25 protein-coding genes are annotated in these 22,463 nt (G+C 65.5%); 17 read left to right on the forward strand and 8 right to left on the reverse strand.

The window, feature by feature from the left end:
• Positions 1-109: 109 nt before the first annotated feature.
• The 8 genes from N539_RS16620 to N539_RS0110375 all read left to right on the forward strand — a co-directional run bounded on the left by N539_RS16620 (position 110) and on the right by N539_RS0110375 (position 6,478).
• On the forward strand, positions 110-3,325 hold the full coding sequence (locus tag N539_RS16620) for an intermembrane phospholipid transport protein YdbH family protein (protein WP_197018404.1): 3,216 nt from the start codon (positions 110-112) through the stop codon (positions 3,323-3,325).
• Between the two features lie 25 nt (positions 3,326-3,350).
• The gene (locus N539_RS0110345; RefSeq protein ID WP_028970195.1) at positions 3,351-3,542 is read left to right on the forward strand and encodes a YnbE family lipoprotein; all 192 of its coding nucleotides are present in this window, start codon (positions 3,351-3,353) and stop codon (positions 3,540-3,542) included.
• Positions 3,539-3,901 carry a YdbL family protein gene (locus N539_RS0110350; protein ID WP_028970196.1) on the forward strand — a complete coding sequence of 121 codons (363 nt, stop codon included), beginning with the start codon at positions 3,539-3,541 and terminating at the stop codon, positions 3,899-3,901. The genes N539_RS0110345 and N539_RS0110350 overlap by 4 nt, the downstream gene beginning before the upstream one ends.
• A 135-nt stretch (positions 3,902-4,036) precedes the next feature.
• A complete protein-coding gene (locus N539_RS16625; RefSeq protein ID WP_051531732.1) occupies positions 4,037-4,378 on the forward strand; it encodes an AtpZ/AtpI family protein in 342 nt (113 codons plus the stop codon).
• Between the two features lie 34 nt (positions 4,379-4,412).
• Positions 4,413-5,162 carry a F0F1 ATP synthase subunit A gene (locus N539_RS0110360; protein WP_037552732.1) on the forward strand — a complete coding sequence of 250 codons (750 nt, stop codon included), beginning with the start codon at positions 4,413-4,415 and terminating at the stop codon, positions 5,160-5,162.
• 18 nt (positions 5,163-5,180) lie between these two features.
• Positions 5,181-5,417, forward strand: a complete 237-nt coding sequence (locus N539_RS0110365; RefSeq protein ID WP_028970198.1) for a F0F1 ATP synthase subunit C — start codon at positions 5,181-5,183, stop codon at positions 5,415-5,417.
• A 28-nt stretch (positions 5,418-5,445) separates the two neighbouring features.
• Positions 5,446-5,937: a F0F1 ATP synthase subunit B family protein gene (locus N539_RS0110370; RefSeq protein WP_028970199.1), complete on the forward strand. Its 492-nt coding sequence runs from the start codon at positions 5,446-5,448 to the stop codon at positions 5,935-5,937.
• The gene (locus N539_RS0110375; RefSeq protein ID WP_037552733.1) at positions 5,930-6,478 is read left to right on the forward strand and encodes a F0F1 ATP synthase subunit B family protein; all 549 of its coding nucleotides are present in this window, start codon (positions 5,930-5,932) and stop codon (positions 6,476-6,478) included. The genes N539_RS0110370 and N539_RS0110375 overlap by 8 nt, the downstream gene beginning before the upstream one ends.
• A 126-nt stretch (positions 6,479-6,604) precedes the next feature.
• Here N539_RS0110375 and N539_RS0110380 read toward each other — a convergent pair whose 3' ends face one another.
• The 3 genes from N539_RS0110380 to N539_RS18240 form a co-directional block, all read right to left on the reverse strand.
• Positions 6,605-7,033: a CBS domain-containing protein gene (locus tag N539_RS0110380; RefSeq protein ID WP_028970201.1), complete on the reverse strand. Its 429-nt coding sequence runs from the start codon at positions 7,031-7,033 to the stop codon at positions 6,605-6,607.
• A 62-nt stretch (positions 7,034-7,095) separates the two neighbouring features.
• Complete coding sequence (paaZ, locus tag N539_RS0110385; protein WP_028970202.1) at positions 7,096-9,117, reverse strand: phenylacetic acid degradation bifunctional protein PaaZ; 2,022 nt, start codon at positions 9,115-9,117, stop codon at positions 7,096-7,098.
• Positions 9,118-9,204: 87 nt separating this feature from the next.
• A complete protein-coding gene (locus N539_RS18240; RefSeq protein ID WP_231463016.1) occupies positions 9,205-9,360 on the reverse strand; it encodes a DUF3309 family protein in 156 nt (51 codons plus the stop codon).
• Positions 9,361-9,450: 90 nt separating this feature from the next.
• Between N539_RS18240 and N539_RS0110395 the strand changes: the two genes are divergently transcribed.
• On the forward strand, positions 9,451-10,413 hold the full coding sequence (locus tag N539_RS0110395; RefSeq protein ID WP_028970203.1) for a threonine ammonia-lyase: 963 nt from the start codon (positions 9,451-9,453) through the stop codon (positions 10,411-10,413).
• On the opposite strand, the gene paaG is transcribed toward N539_RS0110395, so the two are convergent.
• The gene (gene paaG, locus N539_RS0110400) at positions 10,400-11,179 is read right to left on the reverse strand and encodes a 2-(1,2-epoxy-1,2-dihydrophenyl)acetyl-CoA isomerase PaaG (protein WP_028970204.1); all 780 of its coding nucleotides are present in this window, start codon (positions 11,177-11,179) and stop codon (positions 10,400-10,402) included. The genes N539_RS0110395 and paaG overlap by 14 nt on opposite strands.
• A gap of 26 nt (positions 11,180-11,205) precedes the next feature.
• On the opposite strand from paaG, the gene paaI reads away from it, so the two are divergent.
• Positions 11,206-11,628 carry a hydroxyphenylacetyl-CoA thioesterase PaaI gene (gene paaI / locus N539_RS0110405; protein WP_028970205.1) on the forward strand — a complete coding sequence of 141 codons (423 nt, stop codon included), beginning with the start codon at positions 11,206-11,208 and terminating at the stop codon, positions 11,626-11,628.
• Here paaI and N539_RS0110410 read toward each other — a convergent pair.
• Entirely contained in the window at positions 11,621-12,217 is a 597-nt protein-coding gene (locus tag N539_RS0110410; RefSeq protein ID WP_028970206.1) for an HdeD family acid-resistance protein, read from the reverse strand. The genes paaI and N539_RS0110410 overlap by 8 nt on opposite strands.
• Before the next feature lie 78 nt (positions 12,218-12,295).
• On the opposite strand from N539_RS0110410, the gene paaA reads away from it, so the two are divergent.
• The 7 genes from paaA (at position 12,296) to N539_RS0110445 (ending at position 20,028) form a co-directional block, all read left to right on the forward strand.
• Positions 12,296-13,276: a 1,2-phenylacetyl-CoA epoxidase subunit PaaA gene (gene paaA, locus N539_RS0110415; protein ID WP_028970207.1), complete on the forward strand. Its 981-nt coding sequence runs from the start codon at positions 12,296-12,298 to the stop codon at positions 13,274-13,276.
• A gap of 89 nt (positions 13,277-13,365) precedes the next feature.
• Positions 13,366-13,650, forward strand: coding sequence for a 1,2-phenylacetyl-CoA epoxidase subunit PaaB (gene paaB / locus N539_RS0110420; protein WP_028970208.1), 285 nt, complete (start codon positions 13,366-13,368; stop codon positions 13,648-13,650).
• On the forward strand, positions 13,650-14,393 hold the full coding sequence (gene paaC / locus N539_RS0110425) for a 1,2-phenylacetyl-CoA epoxidase subunit PaaC (RefSeq protein WP_028970209.1): 744 nt from the start codon (positions 13,650-13,652) through the stop codon (positions 14,391-14,393). The genes paaB and paaC overlap by 1 nt, the downstream gene beginning before the upstream one ends.
• A 7-nt stretch (positions 14,394-14,400) precedes the next feature.
• Positions 14,401-15,474 (forward strand): 2Fe-2S iron-sulfur cluster-binding protein, encoded by a 1,074-nt coding sequence (locus tag N539_RS0110430; protein ID WP_028970210.1) that lies wholly within the window; start codon positions 14,401-14,403, stop codon positions 15,472-15,474.
• Positions 15,475-15,493: 19 nt separating this feature from the next.
• Positions 15,494-16,693: an amino acid aminotransferase gene (locus tag N539_RS16630; protein ID WP_051531735.1), complete on the forward strand. Its 1,200-nt coding sequence runs from the start codon at positions 15,494-15,496 to the stop codon at positions 16,691-16,693.
• Between the two features lie 2 nt (positions 16,694-16,695).
• Positions 16,696-18,747, forward strand: a complete 2,052-nt coding sequence (locus N539_RS0110440) for an alpha-ketoacid dehydrogenase subunit alpha/beta (protein WP_028970211.1) — start codon at positions 16,696-16,698, stop codon at positions 18,745-18,747.
• 75 nt (positions 18,748-18,822) lie between these two features.
• Entirely contained in the window at positions 18,823-20,028 is a 1,206-nt protein-coding gene (locus N539_RS0110445) for a dihydrolipoamide acetyltransferase family protein (protein ID WP_231463018.1), read from the forward strand.
• A gap of 21 nt (positions 20,029-20,049) precedes the next feature.
• Here the strand turns inward: N539_RS0110445 and N539_RS16635 are convergent, their stop codons facing one another.
• From N539_RS16635 to cysT, 3 genes are read right to left on the reverse strand one after another with little or no spacing between them, the layout of a single operon-like run.
• On the reverse strand, positions 20,050-20,766 hold the full coding sequence (locus N539_RS16635; RefSeq protein ID WP_051531736.1) for a sulfate/molybdate ABC transporter ATP-binding protein: 717 nt from the start codon (positions 20,764-20,766) through the stop codon (positions 20,050-20,052).
• 1 nt (position 20,767) lies between these two features.
• Positions 20,768-21,607, reverse strand: a complete 840-nt coding sequence (gene cysW / locus N539_RS0110455; RefSeq protein ID WP_028970213.1) for a sulfate ABC transporter permease subunit CysW — start codon at positions 21,605-21,607, stop codon at positions 20,768-20,770.
• Positions 21,607-22,443, reverse strand: a complete 837-nt coding sequence (gene cysT, locus N539_RS0110460; RefSeq protein ID WP_037552734.1) for a sulfate ABC transporter permease subunit CysT — start codon at positions 22,441-22,443, stop codon at positions 21,607-21,609. The genes cysW and cysT overlap by 1 nt, the downstream gene beginning before the upstream one ends.
• Between the last annotated feature and the right edge of the window lie 20 nt (positions 22,444-22,463).

Below are 22,463 nucleotides of genomic sequence, written 5' to 3' on the forward strand. Positions count from 1 at the left end.
CCCTTCTGCGACTGGTCCGAGCAATGCTTACCAACCATAGATGTCGGCGCGATGGAAGGGGTCATGCCGCCGCTGGAACGGTCCCGGCACAAGCGGGTTAGTAAGGCCCATGGCTGAACGGCCGGATGACGAGCAAACCGTGATTGTACGGCGCGGCCCACGGTGGGGGCGAATCGCGAGCTTCGCAACGCTCGCGGTGTTGCTGTTTCTCGCCCTCGTGATCGTGGGAGTATGGATCGAGCGCCGGCCAATCGCGACCCATTTCCTCAAAGGCGAGTTCGAGCGGCGCGGGGTCCAGGCGACCTATCATCTCGACCGCGTCGGCCTGAGGACCCAGGAAGTCCACGATCTCGTCATCGGCGACCCCAAACATCCCGACCTGACCGCGCGGCACGCCATAATCCAGATGCGCCTCAAGTGGGACGGCAGCTTCGAGGTCTACCGGGTCTTTGCGCGCGGGGTGCGTCTCCGTGGCAAGCTGGTTCGCGGTAAGGTCAGCTGGGGCCAGATCGACAAGCTGCTTCCGCCGCCGACCAACAAGCCCTTCGCGCTGCCCGCCTTTTCCCTCGATATCGCCGACAGCAGCATCGCCTTGGCGACGCCGTTCGGCCCTCTCGGCCTCGCGCTGGAAGGCAATGGTCAGCTGAGTGGCGGCTTCAAGGGCCGCGCGGCCTTGGCCAGCCCGCGTCTCGTCCCGGGCCGCTGCGGTGCCGAGGATCTGCGGATGAACGCCGCGGTCGCGGTGGTCGCCAGGCGCGCCCGCGTCGAAGGCCCGGTTACGCTCAGCCGTTTTGCGTGCCCGGCGAGCCGGTTCGAGGTGGTCGCTCCGCGTTTCGACGCCAAGGCGAGCTTCAACGAGGCGTTCACAACCGTCGACGGCAGCGGGCTGATGGCGATCCAATCGATGACCGCCGGAGCGAACGGGCTTGCGGCTGCCGCCGGTGAGTTGACCTACGAGGGGCAGCTCAACCACGTTAAAGGCCGGGTGAAGCTCGCAGCGCAGAAGTCCCGGCTCGGCACCATCTATGCCGACCGTACGCGGCTCGACGGCGGCTACGGCCTCAATTCGCGGGAAGGCACCTTTGCCCTGGTCGGCAATTTTGCCGCAGACAGCGCCAGCCTCGCTCCGTCGATGATCGCCGGCGTGACCGAACCGCTTGCCGCCGCGCTCAAGACACCCATCGGCCCGATCGCGTCGAGCATCGGCAACGCGATCGCGCGGACGGCGCACAACTTCAACAGCGCCGGGGCGATCCGCATCGTCAATTTCCCCGCCGGCGGAGGCGCGCGGATCGCCGGCGCCGACATCAAGGGGCCGAACGGCGCGCGCGCCCGCGTATCTGGGGGCAGCGGGGTGACTTATTACTGGCCGTCGGGCGGGCTCAGAATCGACGGGGATATCGAGATGGCGGGTGGCGGCCTGCCCACCGGCCGAGTGTCGCTTCGCCAGCCGAGCCCGGGCGCGCCGATGAACGGCGTCGCGCAGCTTGCGCCTTACTCGGCGAATGGCCAGCGGCTGGCGCTCAGCCCGATCCGTTTCGGGCCGGGCCCCGGCGGAACCACCCAGGTCAGTACTTTGGCTCAGCTTGATGGGCCGTTCCCCGACGGGCGGGTGCAGGCGCTGCGGCTCCCGATCACCGGGCGCATCGGCAAGGGCGGTACCTTCGCGTTCGGCACATCGTGCGCGGTGATCAGCTTCAATTACCTGCGCACCGGCGTGCTGGAGCTTGGCCAGACCCGCCTGCCGGTGTGCCCGATCGGCCCGGCGATCATTTCGAAGAGCCCTGGCGGATCGGTCCTGGCGAGCGCCCGGTTCAGCGGCCCGGTGCTCAACGGCCGGCTCGGCAGCTCGCCGCTCCATCTGGCTGCGGGCGGCGGCCAGATCATCGGCAAGAACTTTGTCTTCAACCGCCTGGGCCTGCGGCTCGGCAAGCCGGCATCGCCGATCGTCTTCGATGCCGCGCGGCTCAATGGCAGCTTCGTCGGCGCCGGCATCAGCGGCAGGTTCGGCGACGCGCGAGCGACCATCGGCAACGTGCCGCTGCTTCTGAGCGACGCGTCGGGAAGCTGGCGCGTCCATCACGGCGACTTGAGCGTCGACAGCGCGCTCACGGTTTCCGACCGCGACGCCAACCCACGCTTCTATCCGCTGAAGAGCGACGACGTGCACCTCACCCTCGCCGGCGACTATGTCCACGCGAACGGGGCGCTGAGGCATGACAGCACGCTCGTCACCAATGTGGCCATCGAGCATCAGCTATCGAGCGGCGCCGGCCACGCGGACCTGAACGTCCCAAGCCTGGTCTTCGGGCCGAACCTCCAGCCCGAGGAGCTGACGCGGCTTACGGAAGGCGTCATTGCGCTGGTCAACGGAACGATCACCGGCCACGGCCGGATCGACTGGAATACTCTCGGCAAAGTCACCTCGAGCGGCGATTTCTCGACCGCCAACCTCGACCTCGCCGCGCCGTTCGGCCCGGTGACCGGCATGAGCGGCACGGTCCATTTCGATGATTTGCTCGGCATGACCACGCCGCCAGGCCAAGTGCTCAGCGTCAAGTCGATCAACCCCGGCATCCTCGTCGAGAATGGCGTGATCCGCTACCAGTTGCTGCCCAACCAACTGGTCAAGATCGAGCGCGGCGACTGGCCGTTCATGGGCGGGCGCCTCATCCTCCATGAGACGGTGCTCAATTTCGCCCGGCCGACGGCTAAGCGCCTGACCTTCGAAGTCGTTGGCTTCGACGCCAAGCAGTTCGTCGACAGCCTTGGCTTCTCGGGCCTCGAGATTACGGGCACCTTCGACGGCGTGCTGCCGATGATCTTCGACGAGAACGGCGGCCGCATTGTTGGCGGTCGGCTCGATTCGCGGCCGGCCGGCGGCGAGTTCAAATATTCCGGCACCAAGCCGAAGGCCGGGATGATGGCCGGTGCCGTGTTTGAGCTGCTTCGCGACCTTAAATATCGGTCGATGATCGTGCGATTGGACGGCGATCTAGCCGGCGAGTTCGCGACCAGGATAACCATCGACAAGATCTCGCTGGGAAGCGGCGGCGGACTTGCCGGCAAGATCATCCGCGGCGCCTTCAGCAAGGTCCCGTTGAAGCTCAACCTGAACATCAGCGGGCCGTTCCGGGCGCTGATCCAGATGGCCAAGGCGTTCAAGGATCCGCGCGAGGCGATCGCGCCGGTGCTGCCGTTCCCGATCGACTCCCCGAGCCTCGACGTCGTGGTCGAGCAGAACCGCAAGGAAGAAGAGCAAACGCCGATTACCCCCACCAATGACGTCCAGGTCACCCCCACATCCCCACCAAGCGAGAAGTGACATGAGAAGCTGTATAAAAACGACGATGCGAATTGCCGGAGCAGGGCTGGCGCTGCCTCTGACGAGCTGCGTGACAGTCAAGGCGCCCGACAAGCCGATCGAGATCAACCTCAACGTTGCGATCAAGCAAGAGGTGCTTGTCCGGCTTCAGCAGGATGTCCAGCGGTTGATACAGCAGAACCCGCAGGCCTTCCCAGCGCCTCCGACGCGGCCATGATACGCCAACTTACCCTCGCGCTGATCATCGTCGCGGCTCCGGCAGCGGCGCAAACGCCGGCGGTCGATGCTGCCCGCGCGGTGGGCGGCGTAGGGGAGCGCTACGACGGCTATTTGGGCATCGCTGGACCGGTAGCTCCGGCGGTTCGGTCTCAGGTTTCCAGGATCAATATCCAGCGGCGCGCCCTCTACAGCAATCTCGGCTCCCAGAAGGGGGCGAGCCCGCAGGAGGTAGGGGTCACGGCTGGGTGCCAGTTGCTCGCGCGGGTTGGGGTGGGGCAGGCCTATTTGCTTGCCGACGGGGTGTGGCGGCGGCGCGCAGCCGGCCAGCCGGCGCCGGTTCCTGACTACTGCCGCTGAGCACGGCCGCGCGGTTGACTATCTAAACTCCGGTTCATAAAGGGGCGGCGCCTTGGCGGTGTCGCTTTCCGCCATGTTCCTCGTCCTTGCCTGGCCCTGTGGATTTCCAGCAGGGGCGACGCACAGGGGAGACGCATGGCAGAGGACGAGACCGAACAGGCCCCGAAGCTTCCGCCCGACGCTCGGCTTGAATCGCTCGACGAGCGGCTCGACCAGGCGCAGCAGCGCGAAGCCAACAGGGCCGCTAAGGCGCAGCCAGATCGGACCCGCCAGTTCGGCCAGCGGATGGCTGGACAGATGATCGGCGCTCCGGCGGGCGGATTTTTGTTTGGCTGGGGCTTGGACACGCTGTTCGGGACCAAGCCGCTGTTCATGATTATCCTGATGTTCGTGGGCTTCGGCGTCGGCATTCGGAACGTTTATTATTGGTCCAAGACGACGCCTGCGGGCGACGACGGTCAGGCGAAAAAGAGGTAGGATACAAGTGGCGGGCGGAGCCAAGTTAGACCCGATGCACCAGTTCGAGGTGCAGCCGATCGTTCCCCTTCGTGTTGGCGGCTACGACATCAGCCTGACGAACAGCGCACTGTGGATGCTGATCGCGCTCGGCGTAATCGTCGTCTTCATCGGCGTCGGCATGAAGCGCGAGCTCGTGCCCGGACGATGGCAGATGGCCGTCGAGCAATTGACCGGCATGATCGACAAGATGGCCGGAACGACGATCGGTCCGGAAGGGAAGAAGTTCGAACCGCTCCTATTCTCGCTGTTCACTTTTATCCTGGTTGCCAATTTTCTCGGGATTTTGCCGTTCGCGATCGTTCCGGGGCTGCATCCATTTGCATCAACCAGTCATTTTTCCGTCACCGGCGTCCTTGCGGTCATCAGCTTCTCCACGGTCCTGATCGTTGGGTTCACCAGGCACGGATTCCACTTCTTTTCGCTGTTCTTGCCGCCAGGCGTGCCTTGGTACATGCAGGCATTCCTGTTCCCGATCGAACTAATCAGCTTCCTGGTTCGGCCATTCAGCCTCGGCCTTCGTCTGTTCGTCGCTATCCTTGCTGGTCACGTTCTAATGGACGTGTTCGGCAGCTTCATCGTGAGCGGCCTGAACGGCGGCGCGCTCGGCTTCGGCGTCAGTGCGGTCAGCTTCCTGTTTGTTGTATTCATCGGGCTGCTCGAAATTCTGGTCTGCCTCATTCAGGCTTACGTCTTCACCCTGCTGACTGCTGTCTATCTCAACGACGCGGTCAACCTTCACTAGTTCAAAAAGGAGTTCGTTATGGATCTTGCATCTGCCCAAGTGATCGGTGCCGGCCTTGCCGCCATCGGTGTTGGTGCCGCCGCGATTGGCGTTGGCAATGTTTGGGGCCCGTTCCTGGAAAGCGCGGTGCGCAATCCTGCTGCTTCGGACAGTCAGTTTACCCGGGTCCTGATCGGCTTCGCGCTCGCCGAGTTGCTCGGACTTATCGCGTTGGTCGTCGCGATCATCATCCTTTACGCGCCGCCGTCGCACTAGTCCGCGCGTCGTTGCTAGCGGGTCAGCTATGCCTCAGATCAACCAGCTTTCGGCAATCTTCTTCTCCCAGCTGTTCTGGCTGTTGGTGGTATTTGGGATCATTTATTTCGTCATCGGGCGAGGGATGGTGCCGAAGATCCGCTCGACGGTCGAAACGCGCGAGAAGAGGATCGCCGACGATCTCGCCCATGCTCAGGCTGCGCGGGTCGCGGCTGACGAGACGGAAGCAGCGTGGCGCGAACGGATGGACGCTGCACGGGCGGAAGCGGCCAAGCTTTCGAACGAGGCCAAGCAGGCGAGTGCCAAGGATACTGAGACAAAGGTACACGCCGCCGCTGACAAGCTCAACGCAAAGCTGGAACAAGCTGAGGCCAAGATTCGGGTCGCGCTCGACGCGGCGCGCTCAGAGATCGAAACCGTTGCCGCAGATGCGACTAAGGAAATCGTATCACGGCTGACCGGCAAGAGGGTCGATCAGAAGCAGGCCGTTGATGCGGTGAAGGCGGAAATGAATGTCTAATATTGTGATGGCCGCTGTCATCGCTTCGGAAGTGCCGCAGGCTGCCGAACCCTCTGCATTCGGCTTTCTCACTGCTCCCGTAGCCATCGCGCTGGCGATGATCGTTGTCATCGCGATTCTCATAAAGGGTGGAATGCATCGGACCGTTGCCAGGACACTCGACGACCAGATCGCGACCATTCGCAACCAGCTCGCCGAGGCGGAATCGTTGCGCAAGGAGGCCGAGGCGCTGAAGGCGGAATATGCGGCCAAGGCCAAGTCCGTCGACAAAGACCGCAAAGCCTTGCTCGAGCGGGCCAGGCACGAAGCCGAGGAAATCGTCGCTAAGGCCAAGGCCGATGCGGAAGCACTGATCGAGCGCCGCGGCCGGATGGCTGAGGAGAAGATCGCCGCGGAAGAGCGCGCCGCGATCGATCAGTTGCGCGCCACCGCAGCCGATGCAGCGACCAGGGCGGCCAAGCGCCTGATCGCCGAGCGGCACGACGCGGCCGCCGACGAGACGCTGGTCAATCAAGCCATCGACGAGATCGCTTCGCGCTGAGTAAGTGCTTCGAGACGCCGCTTCGACAAGCTCAGCGGCTCCTCAGCATGAGCGGGATAATGCAGGGCCGCTCATCCTGAGGAGGGACTGAGAGCGCGAAGCGCGTCGAAGGTCCGTCTCGAAGGGCTATTGCTGGTGCTGGCCTCCGGGCTGGCTGACGCCTTCGAGCGCCTGCGCCGCGGTCTCATTGTCGCTTTCACGGCTGAGGTCGCCGAGGCTGACGATGCCGCACAGCCGCTCGTTTTCGTCGATGACCGGCAGACGGCGGACTTGGGCCTCGCTCATCTTGCTCGCGACGTCCTCGACGCTGTCATCGGAACGCGCGCAGACGACGTCATCGGTCATCAGCTCGCGGACCGGCGTGTCGGGGCCATAGCCCTTGGCGACGCCGCGCACCGCGATGTCACGGTCGGTGATCATGCCGACCAGGCGATCGCCATCGGTCACGGGGATCGATCCGGCGTCGGTCCTCAGCATGAACCGGGCCGCTTCCTGGGCCGACTGGTCGGGGCGGATGGTCTCGACGTCGCGCGTCATCACTTCGCTGATTTTCATGGTCGCTCTCCTTTCAGGAAATTCGACCACCCAACGAACGGCCGTGAGCGGCGTTGCGTGCTTTACGGGACGTTCTCGGTCAAAAGGTCGTAGGTCGCGACCAGCTCGTCCTTTTGGTTGAAGACCTCGACTGCCCAGCGGACGACGCCGGTGTCCTCACTCTTCAGCGACTTCGCCCGGACGGTCAGCTCGACCCGCATTGAATCTCCGGGATAGAGCGGGGTCAGGAACCGCAGATTCTCGAGCCCGGTATTGGCCAGCACGGGCCCCGGATCGGGGTCGACGAACAAGCCGGCGGCGAAGCTCAAGATCAGATAGCCGTGGGCCACGCGCCCTTCGAAGATCGGCGAGGCCTTCGCGGCTTCATCGTCCATGTGGGCGTAGAATTTGTCGCCGGTAAACTCGGCGAAATGCTCGATGTCGGCGAGGGTCACGGTACGACTGCCGGTGTTCCACGTGTCGTCGATGTTGAGCTCGCTCATCCTCCGGCGGAATGGGTGAACGTCGATCACATGCTTGGGCGCGCCGGGCACGTATTGCTCGGTGATCGCGGCGATCATCGCCGGCGTGGATTGGAGGGCGGTGCGCTGCATGTAGTGCTTGACCCCGCGCACCCCGCCCATTTCCTCGGATCCGCCGGCACGTCCGGGACCGCCGTGCACAAGCACCGGAAGAGGCGAACCGTGGCCGGTGGATTCGGCGGCATTGTCGCGGTTCAGCACCAGCATTCGCCCGTGATAGGCGGCCGCGCCCTGGACGAAGGTGCGCGCGGCGTCGGGTGAGTGAGTGAACAGTGACAACACCAGGCTGCCTTTGCCGCGGTTGGCAAGGGCGATGGCGTCCCCAATGTCCTTGTAGGGCATGATCGTCGAGACCGGGCCGAACGGCTCGCAGTCGTGGACCGCGGCGGTGGCCCAGGGATCGTCGGTTCGCAACAATACTGGCGGCAGGAAGGCGCCCCCCGGAATCGGTGGCTCGGCATCGGGATTCCCGGCGACGATGCGCGCGCCGGCAGCCTCCAGCTCGGCGATCTTCTCACGCACGTCGTCGCGCTGGCTGACGCTGACGAGCGCGCCCATCCGCGTATCCTCGGCGCGCGGGTCGCCGACCTTGGTCTTGGCGAGTCGCTCGGCGAGCGCTTGCTCGACCGCGTCGAGATATTCGGCCGGAGCCATGGCGCGGCGGATCGCGGTGCACTTCTGCCCGGCCTTGACCGTCATCTCGGTCGCGACTTCCTTGATGAACTGGTCGAACTCGGGCGTGCCCGGCGCGGCGTCCGGGCCGAGCAGCGAAGCGTTGAGGCTGTCCTGCTCGGCGACAAAGCGGACCGATTCACGAACCACCGCCGGGTGGGTGCGAAGCTTAAGCGCAGTCGAGGCGGAGCCGGTGAAACTGACCATGTCCTGCCCGGTGAAATGGTCGAATAGGTCGCCGACCCCGCCGACGATCAACTGGATCGCGCCCGGCGGCAGAATGTTTGCCGCAATCATGATCTTGAAGGCGGCTTCGGCAACATAAGCGGTGGCCGACGCTGGCTTCACGATCGCGGGGACGGCGGCGAGCAGAGTCGGGGCGAGCTTCTCCAGCATCCCCCACACGGGGAAGTTGAAAGCGTTGATATGCACCGCCGCCCCCTGAAGCGGGGTGTAGATGTGCTGGCCCACGAAGGTGCCCTGCTTCGACAGGCCTTCGAGCTGGCCGTCGAGCAGGACATGGGCGTCGGGCAACTCGCGCCGGCCCTTTGACGAAAAAGAGAATAGCGTGCCGGCGCCGCCCTCGATGTCTATCCAGCCGTCCTTGCGGGTCGCGCCGGTTAGGTAATTGAGCTCGTACAACTCTTCCTTGCGGGCAATGATCGCCTGGCCGAGCGCCTTGATCATGCGCGCGCGGTCGTGGAAGGTCAGCTTTCTTAGCGCTGGACCGCCGACTTCGCGGGCGTGACGGAGCATGCCGCCGAAATCGAGCCCATTCGAGCCGGTCATCGCGACCGGCGCGCCGTCGATCGCGCTTGCGATCTCGGCGAGCGTGCCGTCGCCGGCGACCCAGCGGTCGCGTTCGTAATTCAGCAGTTGGGCGGTTTTCATCGTGATCCGTCATTGCGAGTGCAGCGAAGCAATCCAGCTGGATTGCCGCGTCGCTACGCTCCTCGCAATGACGGGTCGAGGGTTATGTCAGAGCCTGCCCATCAGCAGTAGGATCACGATCACGATCAGGATGACGCCGAGAATGCCCGACGGGCCATAGCCCCAATTGGCACTGTGGCCCCAGCGCGGCAGTGCGCCGACCAGCATCAGGATCAACAAGATGACGAGAATGGTCCAGAGCACGATGTCCTCCTTCTGTCGCTATTCGCGACGCGTAACGAACGGTTGCTCGGAGGGTTGCAGCGCCGCTGCCGCCGCGCCATCACGCCGTCGATGGTCGATCCGGTCCGCCCAATCTCACTCGCCGAGATCGAGGAAGCGCGCGGCCGCGTCGCCGGCACGGTCCTGCGCACGCCGCTGGTCAGGCTCGACGCCGGCGCCGGCGCGCCCGAGATTTATTTGAAGCTCGAAAACCTGCAGCCGACCAATGCCTACAAGATTCGCGGCGCGACCAATGCGGTCGCCTGCCTGTCGGACGAACAGCGCGCACGGGGCGTGTGGACGATCAGCGCAGGCAATGCAGGCCAGGGCGTTGCCTATGCCGCGCGGGCCCGCGGCGTGCCCTGCTCCATCGTGGCGATCGAGACGGCGCCGCAGACCAAGCTCGACCGGATGCGCGCGCTCGGCGCAACCATCGTCCCCGTCTCCTACACCGAAGCCTGGAAGGCCGCGGAGGCCCATGCCTTCGAGGGGATGGCGGGCACCTTCATTCATCCGTTCGACAATCACGATTTCATCGCCGGGCACGGCACCATGGGCCTGGAAATCGTCGAGGACTTGCCTGACGTGCGGACGGTCATTTGCGCGATCGGCGGCGGCGGGCTGATCACGGGTGTCGGTAGCGCGGTGAAGGCTGTGCGGCCGGGAGTTGATGTGATTGGCGCCGAGCCCGAGACCGCTGCGCCTTACGCTTATTCTCTCGCGGCGGGCGCGCCCTCGAAGTTCCCGGACTGGCAGGCGTCGTTCGTCGACGGCGCCGGCGGCCAAAGCGTCACGGAACGGATGTGGCAACGGATGCGGCCGCTCGTCGACCGATCGATCGTCGTCACCCTCGACGAAACGCGCCGGTCGATGCGCCTGATCGCCGACAAAGCGCGCGCGATTGCCGAAGGTGCCGGCGCCCTCAGTCTCGCCGCGGCGCTTTCAGGAAAAGCGGGTGACGGTCCGATCGTCTGTGTCGTCTCGGGCGGCAACATCGACCTCAAAAAGTTCGCCGAGCTCGTTACTGCCCCGTGAAGTTGGCCTGGCGCTTCTCGAGGAAGGCCGCGACCCCCTCGCGATAATCGTCGGTGAAGCCGAGGCGCCGCATTGCTCCGGCCTGCCGTTCCAGTTCCTCATCGAGGCTGTACTGCCACGACGAGCGGATCATTTCCTTGATCGCCGCCAGACCGAGCGGCGGCAGCGAAGCGAGCTTGGCGGCCGTCGCGTCGACCTCGGCGTCGAGCGCCTCGTCGTCGACGGCCTTCCAGATCATGCCCCATTGCGCGGCCTTCTCTGCCGGCAACGGCTCGCCGGTCAGTGCGAGACCCATCGCCCGCGCCTGTCCGACGAGGCGCGGCAAGTGCCAAGTCCCGCCGCTGTCCGGGATCAGGCCGATTGCCGAGAAGCTCTGGATGAACTTTGCCGATTTGGCCGCGATGACGATGTCACAGGCCATGGCGATATTCGCGCCGGCGCCGGCCGCGACGCCGTTGACCCGCGCGATCACCGGTTGCGGCAGCGAGGTCAGGCTCCGGATCAGCGGATTCCAATACTTCTGCACCGTTTCGCCCAGATCGACCGCTTCTCCCGGCGCAACCGCGCGGTCGTTCAAGTCCTGGCCGGCGCAAAAGCCGCGGCCGGCGCCGGTCAGCACGACGACCCGCGCTTCGCCGAGGCTGCCCAGCGCGTCGCGCAATTCGTCGTGCATCTGCGCGGTGAAGCTGTTGAGCCGGTCGGGACGGTTGAGCGTGATGCGGGCGATCGGACCGTCCGCCTTGAAGTCGATGGTCTCGTAAGCCATGCCTGCGGCCTAGCGAAGGAGAGGGCGTGGACGCAAACGAACTTGCGAACCGGGTCGCGCACGAGATGCTGGCCGGCGAGGGCACCGGACCGTCCTGGGGCATCAAGATCGAGGAAGCGCGCGAGGGCTATGCCCGCCTGTCGATGACGGTTCGCGCCGACATGCTGAACAGCCACAAGATTGCCCATGGCGGGATGATCTTCGCGCTTGCCGACACCGCTTTCGCCTACATCTGCAACGGGGCAAACCACGCCAGCGTCGCGGCGCAGGCGTCGATGGTCTTCCTCGACAAGGTGAGCGAAGGCGAAACGTTGATCGCCGAGGGCGAGCAGGTCGCACGCGAGGGCAGAGCGGGCGTTACCCGCGTAGCGGTGCGGACCGCGGACGGCCGCGCGGTTGCCGAGTTTACCGGCTATTCACGCACCATCGGCGGAGCGGTGATCAGCTGACGGGCTTCGCGATCCTCTTGAGGCTGAACGCCTGCGCCACCAGGACAAGTCCAGCGGCGAAGGCATAAATCGCGATCAGCCAAGCCGCCGACAGAATCGTCGCGACAGGATTGGGGATCACCAGCACGAGGATCGCCATCCCAAGCAACAGCGAGAAGGCGCCGGCCAGGCCGAGAAGCCATTCGCCCTGGATTGCCTTGCGCAGGCGAATCGCCGCGGAGATTTCGAAGATTCCGGCGATCACCGACCAAACCGCCACCATGACCACCGTCAGGAACGCATAAGTGACCGTCGCCAGCATCGGCAACAGCACGAAGATCACGCCGACCAGGATCCCGGTGATCCCGCGAAAGACCATTGCCCCCCAGCGCTCGCCGCTCCTGGCGCTGCGCGTCCCGGCGACCAGCGAGGCAATGCCGTCGACAAAGGCGTAGGCCGCGAACAACAAGGTGAAGGCGAATATGGCGCTGAGCGGAAACATGATCGCCGCAACGCCGAGCGCCAACGCGAGTATGCCGCGCAGCAGAACCCAGCCCCAGGCGTGGGCTGCGAGTGATGAGAAACCGGTGCGTATAGAGTCGTCAGCCATCCTGTCCTCCTGTTCTTCGGGAACTCGCCTCGGCGGCGCTCATTTGAACCGCGGCGCGGCAAACGCTACATCGGCGCCATGTACACGACCGAGCTTCAGAAGACCGCGAAAATCGAGAACCTCGAGGATCCCCAGCTCCTCGAAGCGTTCGAGGCAAGAGTGGCCGCGGATGACTTCATCGAGCCCAAGGACTGGATGCCCGAGGCTTATCGCCGCACGCTGACGCGGCAGATCAGCCAGCACGCGCACAGCGAGATCGTTGGCATGCTGCCCGAGGGCAATTGGATCACGCGCGCCCCGTCATTGCGGCGCAAGGCGATCCTGCTCGCCAAGGTGCAGGACGAGGCTGGGCACGGGCTCTACCTGTATTGCGCAGCGGAGACGCTCGGCACCAGCCGCGAGCAGATGGTCGCGGCGCTTCACTCGGGCAAAGCCAAATACTCGACCATCTTCAATTATCCGACGCTGACTTGGGCGGACATCGGCGCGATCGGCTGGCTGGTCGATGGCGCCGCGATCATGAATCAGGTGCCGCTGCAGCGCACCAGCTATGGGCCCTACGCCCGAGCGATGGTTCGCGTGTGCAAGGAAGAGAGCTTCCACCAGCGCCAGGGCTACGAGATCATGATCGCGATGGCGAACGGCACGGTCGAGCAGAAGCGGATGGCGCAGGATGCGCTCAACCGCTGGTGGTGGCCGAGCCTGATGATGTTCGGACCACCGGATGAAAATTCACCCAACACCGCGCAGTCGATGCGCTGGCGGATCAAGCGCGAGACCAATGACGAGCTCCGCCAGAAGTTCGTCGACATCACCGTTCCGCAGGCGGACTTCCTCGGGCTCACCGTCCCGGACCCCGAGGTCAAGTGGAACGAGACGAAGGGCAGCTACGATTTCGGCGAGGTCGATTGGGAAGAATTCTACGCCGTGGTCCGCGGCGAAGGCCCGGTCGCCAAAGAACGCATGAAGGCGCGCCGCGAGGCGTGGGACAACGGCGCCTGGGTGCGCGAAGCGGCCGCCGCCCACGAAGCCAAGCGCCGCGCAAGGAAGGCGGCGTGACGATCGTCATTGCGAGGAGCGAAGCGACGCGGCAATCCATTGGCGCGAGGCTGGATTGCTTCGCTGCGCTCGCAATGACGGAGGAGTAAGTGTCTGGCGACTGGCCGCTCTGGGAAGTGTTCGTCCGCTCTAAGGGCGGCTTGTCGCATCGCCATGTTGGCAGCGTTCATGCTCCTGACGCGGAGCTCGCGCTCGCCCATGCGCGCGACACCTACACGCGGCGGCAGGAAGGGGTGAGCCTATGGGTCGTGCCGTCGGCGGACATCGTCGCCTCGGATCCTGACCAGGCGGGCGAGCTGTTCGAGCCGGCGGAAAGCAAGATCTACCGCCACCCGACCTTCTACGACATCCCCGACGAGGTGAAGCACATCTGATGGCGACGGTCGCTGTTGATCCTCGCCACGATTACCTCCTGCGCCTCGGCGACGACGCGCTGGTGCTCGGGCAGCGCCTGGGCGAGTGGTGCGGGCACGGGCCGGTGCTCGAGGTCGACATCAGCCTTGCCAATCTCGCGCTCGACCAGGTCGGCCAGGCAACGTTGCTGCTCGGGGAGGCGGGGGACGGAGACAAGCTCGCCTTCCATCGCGATGTGCTCGATTTCAAAAATTGCCTGCTGGTCGAGCAGCCCAACGGCGACTTCGCCCAGACCATCGCCCGGCACCTGCTCTATACGACGTGGCAACACATGCTGTTGGGGCGGCTGACGCAGTCGAGCGACCGGTTCCTGAGCGAGTTCGCGCACAAGGCCGTGAAAGAGGTCGCCTATCATCGCGAGCTGGCGTCCGAATGGGCGATCCGTCTCGGCGACGGCACCGATGAGAGCACGCGCCGCATGACCGAAGGCCTCGACTGGTGCTGGCGCTTCATCCCAGAGTTGTTCGAAGTTGACGAAGCCTTGCAGGCCGCGATCGATGGCGGGATCGCGCCCGACCCGCGCGAATTCGAGGGTGACTATCGTTCTGCCATCGCCGCCGTGCTCGCCGATGCGCAACTCGATGCACCTGCGGATCAACGTCCAATCCTCGGCGGACGGCGCGGTCACCACAGCGAGCATCTCGGCCATTTGTTGGCGGTGATGCAGTTCCTGCCCCGCACCTACCCCGACGCGACCTGGTAGCGTCGACTTGGCCGAGCATTTTCACGCGCTCAAGGTCGCGGAGATCGTGCCCGAAACTGCGGAAGCCAATTCCATCCGCTTCGCAATTCCGCCCGAGTTGCGCGGGCGCTTCACCTTCAAGGCGGGTCAGCATTTGACCCTGCGCGCGACGATCGACGGCGAGGAGGTGCGGCGCAATTATTCGCTGTGCACCGCGCCCGACGAGGCCGACTGGATGGTGACGGTCAAAAGGATCGGCGGCGGGCTCTTCTCCAACTGGGTCGGCGACCAATTGAAGGCCGGCGACACCGTCGACGTCATGCCGCCGCATGGGAGCTTCACGACTGACTTCAATGCAAAGGCGGGCCGGCACCTGGTCGGCGTCGCAGGCGGCTCCGGGATTACCCCCGTGATGTCGCTGATTAGGACCGTGCTGCGGACCGAGCCGGGCAGCAGCTTCACCTTGTTCTACGGCAACCGCGACAGCAGCTCGGTTATCTTCCTCGAGGCGCTGGCGGGCCTCAAGGACAAGCATCTCGGCCGGCTCGAAATCTACCATTTCCTCGACGCCGAGGAGCAGGACATCGACCTCTTCAACGGCATGCTCGACCGCGCGCGGCTCGAGGAGGCAATTCCGGCACTCGTCCCGGACGCGGCGGAGGTCGACGGCTGGTTCATCTGCGGGCCCGGGCCGATGATGGATGCGGCCGAAGGCGCGCTGCTCGATCGCAACATTCTCAAGGAACGGATCCACATCGAGCGGTTCACCGCCGATCGCCCCGCCGGCGCGGTCGCGCGCGAAATCGCCGAGCTGCAGACCAAGGCGGAAGGGGTCAGCGTCGCGGTGACGCTGGACGGTCGCACCCGTCGGGTCGCCTTCAGCCAGGGCAATATCCTCGACAGCGCCCGCGCCGCGGGCCTCCCCGCGCCGTTCGCCTGCAAGGCCGGCGTCTGCGCGACCTGCCGCGCGAAGGTCACCAAAGGCAAGGTCGAGATGGCCGCGCGCTACGGACTGACCGATGAGGAGGTCGCGGACGGTTATGTGCTGACCTGCCAGTCGGTTCCGCTCGGCGACGGCGTCGCAGTGGATTACGACGCCTGACTTCGCTAATCGCGATTCCATGCTGACCCGCACCGACGCCAGGGCGAGAAGCCTCGCCGATCTCGAGCCCGTTCCAGCTGACTCGCTCATCGCGCTGATCGGCATGGTCAATGCCGATCCCCGGCCGGACAAGATCGACGTTGGGGTCGGAGTCTTCCGCGACGCCGCCGGCAACACGCCGATCCTGAAGGTGATGAAAGAGGCCGAGCAGCGGCTCGTCGATACCCAGGTGACCAAGGCCTATCTGGGGATTGCCGGCGACAAGCGTTTCGCCGAACTGCTGCGGCCGATCGTGCTCGGTGAGCATGCCGGGGATCAGCGCATTGCCGGGCTCCAGACGCCCGGCGGCTGCGGCGCATTGCGCCTCGGTTTCGAGCTGCTCGCGACCGCGAACCCGCAGGCGCGGGTTTTGCTTGGCATGCCCAGCTGGCCAAACCACGCGCCGATCATTCATGCCGTGCGGCTCGAAGCCGTCGAATATCCTTATTATGAGCGCGGGCAGGGCGCGATCCGCTTCGAGGACATGGTGGAGACGCTGCGGTCGGCCAAGCCCGGCGATATCGCCCTGCTCCACGGCTGCTGCCACAATCCGACCGGCGCCGACTTGAGCGAAGACCAGTGGCGCGAGGTGCGCGACGTCGTCGTCGACCGCGGCCTCATCCCGCTGATCGACATCGCCTACCAAGGTTTCGCCCGCGGACTCGAAGAGGACGCGTTCGGCGTCCGGCTGATGCTCTCGGCGTGCGACGAGGTCGTCATCGCACAGAGCTGCGACAAGAATTTCAGCTGCTATCGCGATCGTGTCGGGTCGCTGTGGGTCAAGACCGGTTCGGTCGAGGCGACGGTGACGGCGATGGGCCACGTCTTCCAGCACTCGCGCGAAATGTGGTCGATGCCGCCGGATCACGGCGCCGCTTGCGCGCACATCATTCTCGAGGACCGCGGGCTTCACGCGCGCTGGCTGGTCGAGCTGGAAGGCATGCGCAACCGCATCAACTCGGTGCGGCAGCGGCTGGCGGCGGCGGACCCGCGCCTGGCCTTCATCGGGCGCCAGTTCGGAATGTTCTCCATGCTTCCGCTGAGCCCGGAGCAGGTGCTAAAGCTGCGCACCGACCATGCGATCTACATGGCCGAAAGCGGGCGCTTCAACGTGGTCGGGATGAGCGACGGACAGATCGATCGATTTATCGCCGCCGTGGTCGAGGCGCTGGACGCCTGACCATGGCCGAGCGCGACCCGGGCAAGGTGTCCGCAAAGGTGGACTGGCGCGAGGTCGCAAGGCTGGTTCTGACCAGTCGCGAGATGGATCGCCTCGAGGAGGAGGAGCTCGCGCCGGCCAAGAAGGTTCTCTACCAATTCTCGGCCCGCGGCCATGACCTCGCCCAGGTGCTGCTGGGACTTCACCTGAAGGACGGCGACGCGGCCTGCGGATATTATCGCTCGCGGCCGCTGCTGCTCGCGCTCGGGGTGCCGCTTGCCGACGCGCTCGGTTCGGGCATGGGCCTTGCCGGAGGATACTCCGACGGCCGTGATATCGGCGTCGTCTTCAATTATCCCAACCCGGGCGGGGCGCATGCGCTGCCGATGTGCGGCGGGGTCGGCGCGCAATACACGCCGGCGGCCGGTTGGGCGCAGGCGATCGCGTACAAGCAGACAGTGTTGGGAGAGGGACCGGAAGACTCGATCGCGCTGGTGCTCGGAGGCGACGCGAGCTGTGCCACGGGCGGATTTTGGTCGGCGCTAACTATTGCAACTACACAACAGTTGCCGTTGCTAATTTACGTCGAGGACAATGGCTACGGAATCTCGGTTCCCTCGGAATATCAAACACCTGGCAGGGATATCGCGGCGAATCTCGCCAGCTTTTCGGGCCTGACCATCTTCAACGGCGACGGCACGGACCCGTCCGAAGTGTCCGGCCTGATCGACGAGGCTGTGGCGCACGTCCGGACGAGGCGCGCGCCGGCGCTGCTGCGCGTGACCGTTCCACGTCTCGAAGGGCATAGTTTCCAGGATACGCAAACCTACAAGTCGGAAGCCGAAGTGAAGGCCGAATGGGCGCGCGATCCGCTACCGAAGCTCAAGACCTTCGTCGCCAAGCTCCAGATCGGCGATGAGCAATGGAGCGACCTCGAGCGCCACGCCGCGTGGCAGGTCGAGGCCGCGCGGGTCGAGGCCGAGGCGCGCGGCGTCTCGTCGCCCGAAACGGTCACCAGCCAGGTCTTCTTCGAAGGCGACCTGCAGCAGATCGGCGGCCGTGCCGGCCTCGGCCTCGACGGCACGACTGACCAGCCCACCGGCTCGGGCCAGCGGCTCAACATGGTCACCGCGCTCCGCCGCACGCTGGAGCAGGAGCTCGAGGCGAACCCGCGGGTGCTGCTGTTCGGCGAGGACATCGGTCCGAAGGGGGGTGTCCACGCCGTGACGCTCGGCCTGCAGGACAAGTTCGGGCGCGATCGCGTGTTCGACACCTCGCTCAACGAGGAAGGGATCGTCGGCCGCGCGGTTGGCATGGCGCTGGCGGGCCTGATGCCAGTGCCCGAGATCCAGTTCCGCAAATATGCCGAGCCGGCGACCGAGCAGATCCACGATTGCGGCACGATGCGCTGGCGCACGCACAACCGCTTCGCCGCGCCGATGGTGCTGCGCGTGCCGGGTGGCTTCTTCAAGTGCGGCGACCCGTGGCATTCGATGACCAACGAGGTCGAGTTCGTGCACAATCCGGGCTGGAAGGTCGCGGTGCCGTCCAACGCCGAAGATGCGGTCGGCCTTTTGCGTGGAAGCCTGCGCGGCAACGACCCGGTGTTGTTCTTCGAGCATCGCGCGATGCTCGATGACGCCTGGGCGCGGCGCCCGTGGCCGGGCGACGATTATGTGCTGCCGTTTGGCCGAGCGAAGAAGACGCGGGAGGGCGACCGGATCACCATCGTCACCTGGGGCGCGATGGTGCCGCGCTGCGAGGCAGCGGCGGAAGGGATCAGCGCCGATGTCATCGACCTCCGCACTTTGATGCCGTGGGACAGCGAGACGGTGCTCGACAGCGTCCGCCGCACCCGCCGCTGCCTGATCGTGCACGAGGACCTGCGCACCGGCGGCTTCGGCGCGGAGATCGCGGCGGTCGTTGCCGATGAGGCGTTCCTCGACCTCGACGCGCCGGTTGCGCGCGTGACCATGCCCGATATCCCAAGCCCGCATCATCCCAAGTTGATGGAGTGGGCGCTGCCGTCCCCGGCGAGCATCCGCGCGGAAATCGACCGGCTGGCGGGCTTCTAGCGTGCTGCGCCGCCCCCTCCACCACCGAACTCCGCTCGGCGGTCCCCCTCCCCCAGAAAAGCTGGGGGCGGAATAGTGATCGAAGTCCGCGTCCCTGACGAGCAGGAGGGCACCAAGGCGGTCGTTCGCGCCTGGCTGAAGGCAGTTGGTGATGCGGTCGCGGAGAATGATCCGCTCGTCGAGCTCGAGACCGACAAGGTGACCCAGGAGGTGCCGGCGCCGGCGACGGGGGTGCTGGCGGAGATCGTGCTCGACACGGACGCGGAGGCGGTGCCGGGCGCGCTGCTGGCGAGGATTGAGACTGACGTTGAGCAACACTCAACCGTTCGCCCTGAGCCTGTCGAAGGGCTGTCCTCTCCTTCTGGTCTTAGTCAAGAAAAACAGTCCTTCGACAAGCTCAGGACGAACGGTGAGAGTGAAACGCGTCTCTCACCATCCGTCCGCCGCGCATGCCAACAGCACGGCATCGACCCGGCGCGGATCGAGGGGACCGGACGCAATGGCCGGGTCACCCGCGAAGACGTCGATCGCGCGGTCGCGTCGGCGACCGTCGTCACGGTGGGCGAGCCTTCGACCGCGCAGCCGCGCAAGTTCGCCGGCGGCGACATTCCGCACGACCGCATGCGCCTGGCCATCGCCGAGAACATGGCGCGCGCCGTCGCCGAGCAACCGCATGTCACCGCTGTATTCGAGGCCGACTTTTCCGCGGTCGCAGCGCACAAGGCCGCGCTTGCGGCGAACGGCACCAGGCTCAGCTACACGGCATATATCGTCAAAGCCGCGGCCGAAGCGATGGCGGTCGCGCCGGCGATCAACGGCCGCTGGGAAAAGGATCGCATCGCCATCGCGCCGACGATCGACATCGGCGTCGGCACCGCGCTCGGCGAGAAGGGCCTTGTGGTCCCGGTGGTCAAGGATTCCGGCTCGCTCAGCCTCGAACAGATCGGGGCGAAGCTCGACGACCTTACCCGCCGCGCCCGCGACGGCAAGCTCGACCGGGCGGATGTGTCGGGCGGCAGCTTCACCATCTCCAACCATGGCGTGTCAGGCTCGCTCCTCGCAGCACCGATCATTCTTCACCAGGGGCAGGCTGCGATCCTCGGCGTGGGCAAGCTCGAGAAGCGCGTCGTCGTCCGCGAACTCGATGGCGAGGATGCAATGGTGATCCTGCCGATGGCCTATGTGACTCTGACCATCGATCATCGCGTGGTCGACGGCCACCAGACCAATGCGTGGCTCAGCCGCTTCGTCGAAATCCTCGAGAATTGGCCGGCGCCTTAGGCGCCAAGTCCAGCCGCATAGCTATGACAGAAACGAGCGGATGAAGGGGCTCGCGGGCTGGCTCGCGATTTCTTCCGGCCCGGCGAATTGCTCGATGCTGCCTTGATTGAGGATGGCCACGCGGTCGGCGAGACCGAAGGCTTCCTCGTGGTCGTGAGTGACGAAGATCGAAGTCAGCCCAAGCTCATTGTGGATTTCCCGCAGCGCCACGCGCAGCTCGCGGCGAACCTTGGCGTCGAGCGCTCCGAAGGGCTCGTCGAGCAGGAGGATGCGCGGCTCCCGTGCCAGCGCGCGGGCGAGGGCAACGCGCTGACGCTGGCCGCCGGAAAGCTGGTTGGGGTAGCGTTTGCCAAGGCCCGGCAGCTGGACGAGAACGAGCAGCTCCTCGACCCGGTCGCGGGTCAACTTGCGTGACGGCCGCTGCGATCGCTTCATCACGTTCAGTCCGAAGGCGATGTTCTGCGCGACGGTCATGTGGCCAAACAGGGCATAATGCTGGAACACGAAGCCGATGCCGCGCGAGGCCGGCTGGTCCCGGGTCACGTCGCGCTCCCCGAACCTTATCTTGCCCTCCTCGGGCACTTCGAGACCGGCGAGGATGCGCAGCAGGGTGGTCTTGCCCGAGCCGGAGGGTCCAAGCAGCGCCACGAACTCGCCATTGGCGATCTCGAGCGAGACGTCGTTCAGCGCCGGATACGCGGAAAAGGTTTTCGAGACATGCTCGACCCGGATCGACATGTCAGAGATGGCGTGCGGCGATCTCGTCGCGGTGTCGCCACTCGAGTCCAGACTTGAGCGTGAGGGTGACGAGCGCGAGAAGAGTAAGGAGCGAGGCGACGGCAAAGGCGGCGACAAAGTCGTAGTCATTGTAAAGAGCCTCAACTTGCAGCGGCATGGTGTTGGTCTCGCCGCGGATGTGACCGGAAACGACGCTGACCGCTCCAAACTCCCCCATCGCCCGAGCGTTGCATAGCAGCACGCCGTAGAGGAGTCCGAAGCGGATATTGGGAAGGGTGACGCGCCAGAAGGTTTGCCAGCCCGAGGCACCGAGAGTGAGCGCCGCTTCCTCGTCGGCGCGCCCTTGGCTTTGCATCAGGGGGATCAGCTGGCGAGCGACGAACGGGAAGGTGACGAACACCGTCGCCAGCACCAGGCCGGGCAGAGCGAAGATGATGCGGATGTCGTGATCGCCGAGCCACGGCCCGAACCAGCCTTGCGCTCCGAACAGGAGGACGAAGACGAGGCCGGAAACCACCGGCGAGACCGAAAAGGGGATCTCGATCAGCGCGATCAGCGCTGCCTTGCCGCGGAAATCGAACTTGGCGATCGCCCAGGCGGCGGCGATCCCGAAGACGGTGTTCAACGGAACCGAGATGGCGGCGACGAGCAGGGTCAGCTTGATCGAGGCGCGTGCGTCATGGTCGGAGATTGCCGCGAGCCACAGCTGCCAGCCCTTGCGGAAGGCTTCGGCCAGCACCGCCCCCAGCGGGAGCAGCAGCATCAGCGCTACATAAGCGACCGCAACGGCGATCAGCAGCGCCTTGGCGGCGGGCGGCTCGCGCAGGCCCCGAGCGGTCATCAGCCGAGCCTCCGCGCCTGCCAGTGCTGGAGCAGGTTGAGGACGAGCAGCACGGCGAAGGAAATGATGAGCATGACGCAGGCGATCGCCGCCGCGCCGGCATAATCATATTCCTCGAGCTGGGTGACGATCAGCAGCGGCGCGATCTCCGACTTGAACGGCATGTTGCCGGCAATGAAGATGACCGAGCCATATTCGCCCGCGCCGCGCGCGAAGGCGAGCGCGAAGCCGGTGGCGAGGGCAGGGGCGATCGCCGGAAAGATCACGCGGAAGAAGGTCTGGAGCCGGCTTGCGCCGAGCGTCAGCGCGGCCTCCTCGGTCTCGCTCGAAATTCCGGCCAGCACGGGTTCGACAGTGCGGACGACGAACGGCAGTCCGATGAAGGTCAACGCAACCACAACGCCCGACGGCTTGTAGGCGATTGGCAAACCCGCAGGCTCGAGAAACCTCCCGAGGATGCCGGTGTCGGCATAGAGCGCGGTCAGCGCGATGCCGGCGACCGCGGTCGGCAGCGCGAACGGCAAGTCGATGAGCGCGCTCAGCAGCCGGCGCCCGCCGAAGCGGTAGCGCACCAGGACCCAGGCAACGAGCAGGCCGAACACGCAATTGACGGCTGCGGCGAGCGCGGCCGCGCCGAACGACAGCCGGTAGGCGGCGAGCGCGCGCGGCGAGAACGCCGACGTCCAGAATTCCCCGACGCCATTGCTCAGGCTTTTGACGAACACCGCGGAGAGCGGGATCAGGACGATCAGCGACAGCCACAGGATCGTGATGCCCAGCGACAGCCCGAACCCGGGGAGCGGGGAGTGGGCTCGCGAACGGTCTGCGCGGGGCATCACGAAGGCTTAGCGGGTTT

The sequence above is a fragment of the Sphingomonas sp. URHD0057 genome, assembly GCF_000620665.1.
In the GTDB taxonomy this organism is placed as follows: domain Bacteria; phylum Pseudomonadota; class Alphaproteobacteria; order Sphingomonadales; family Sphingomonadaceae; genus Sphingomicrobium.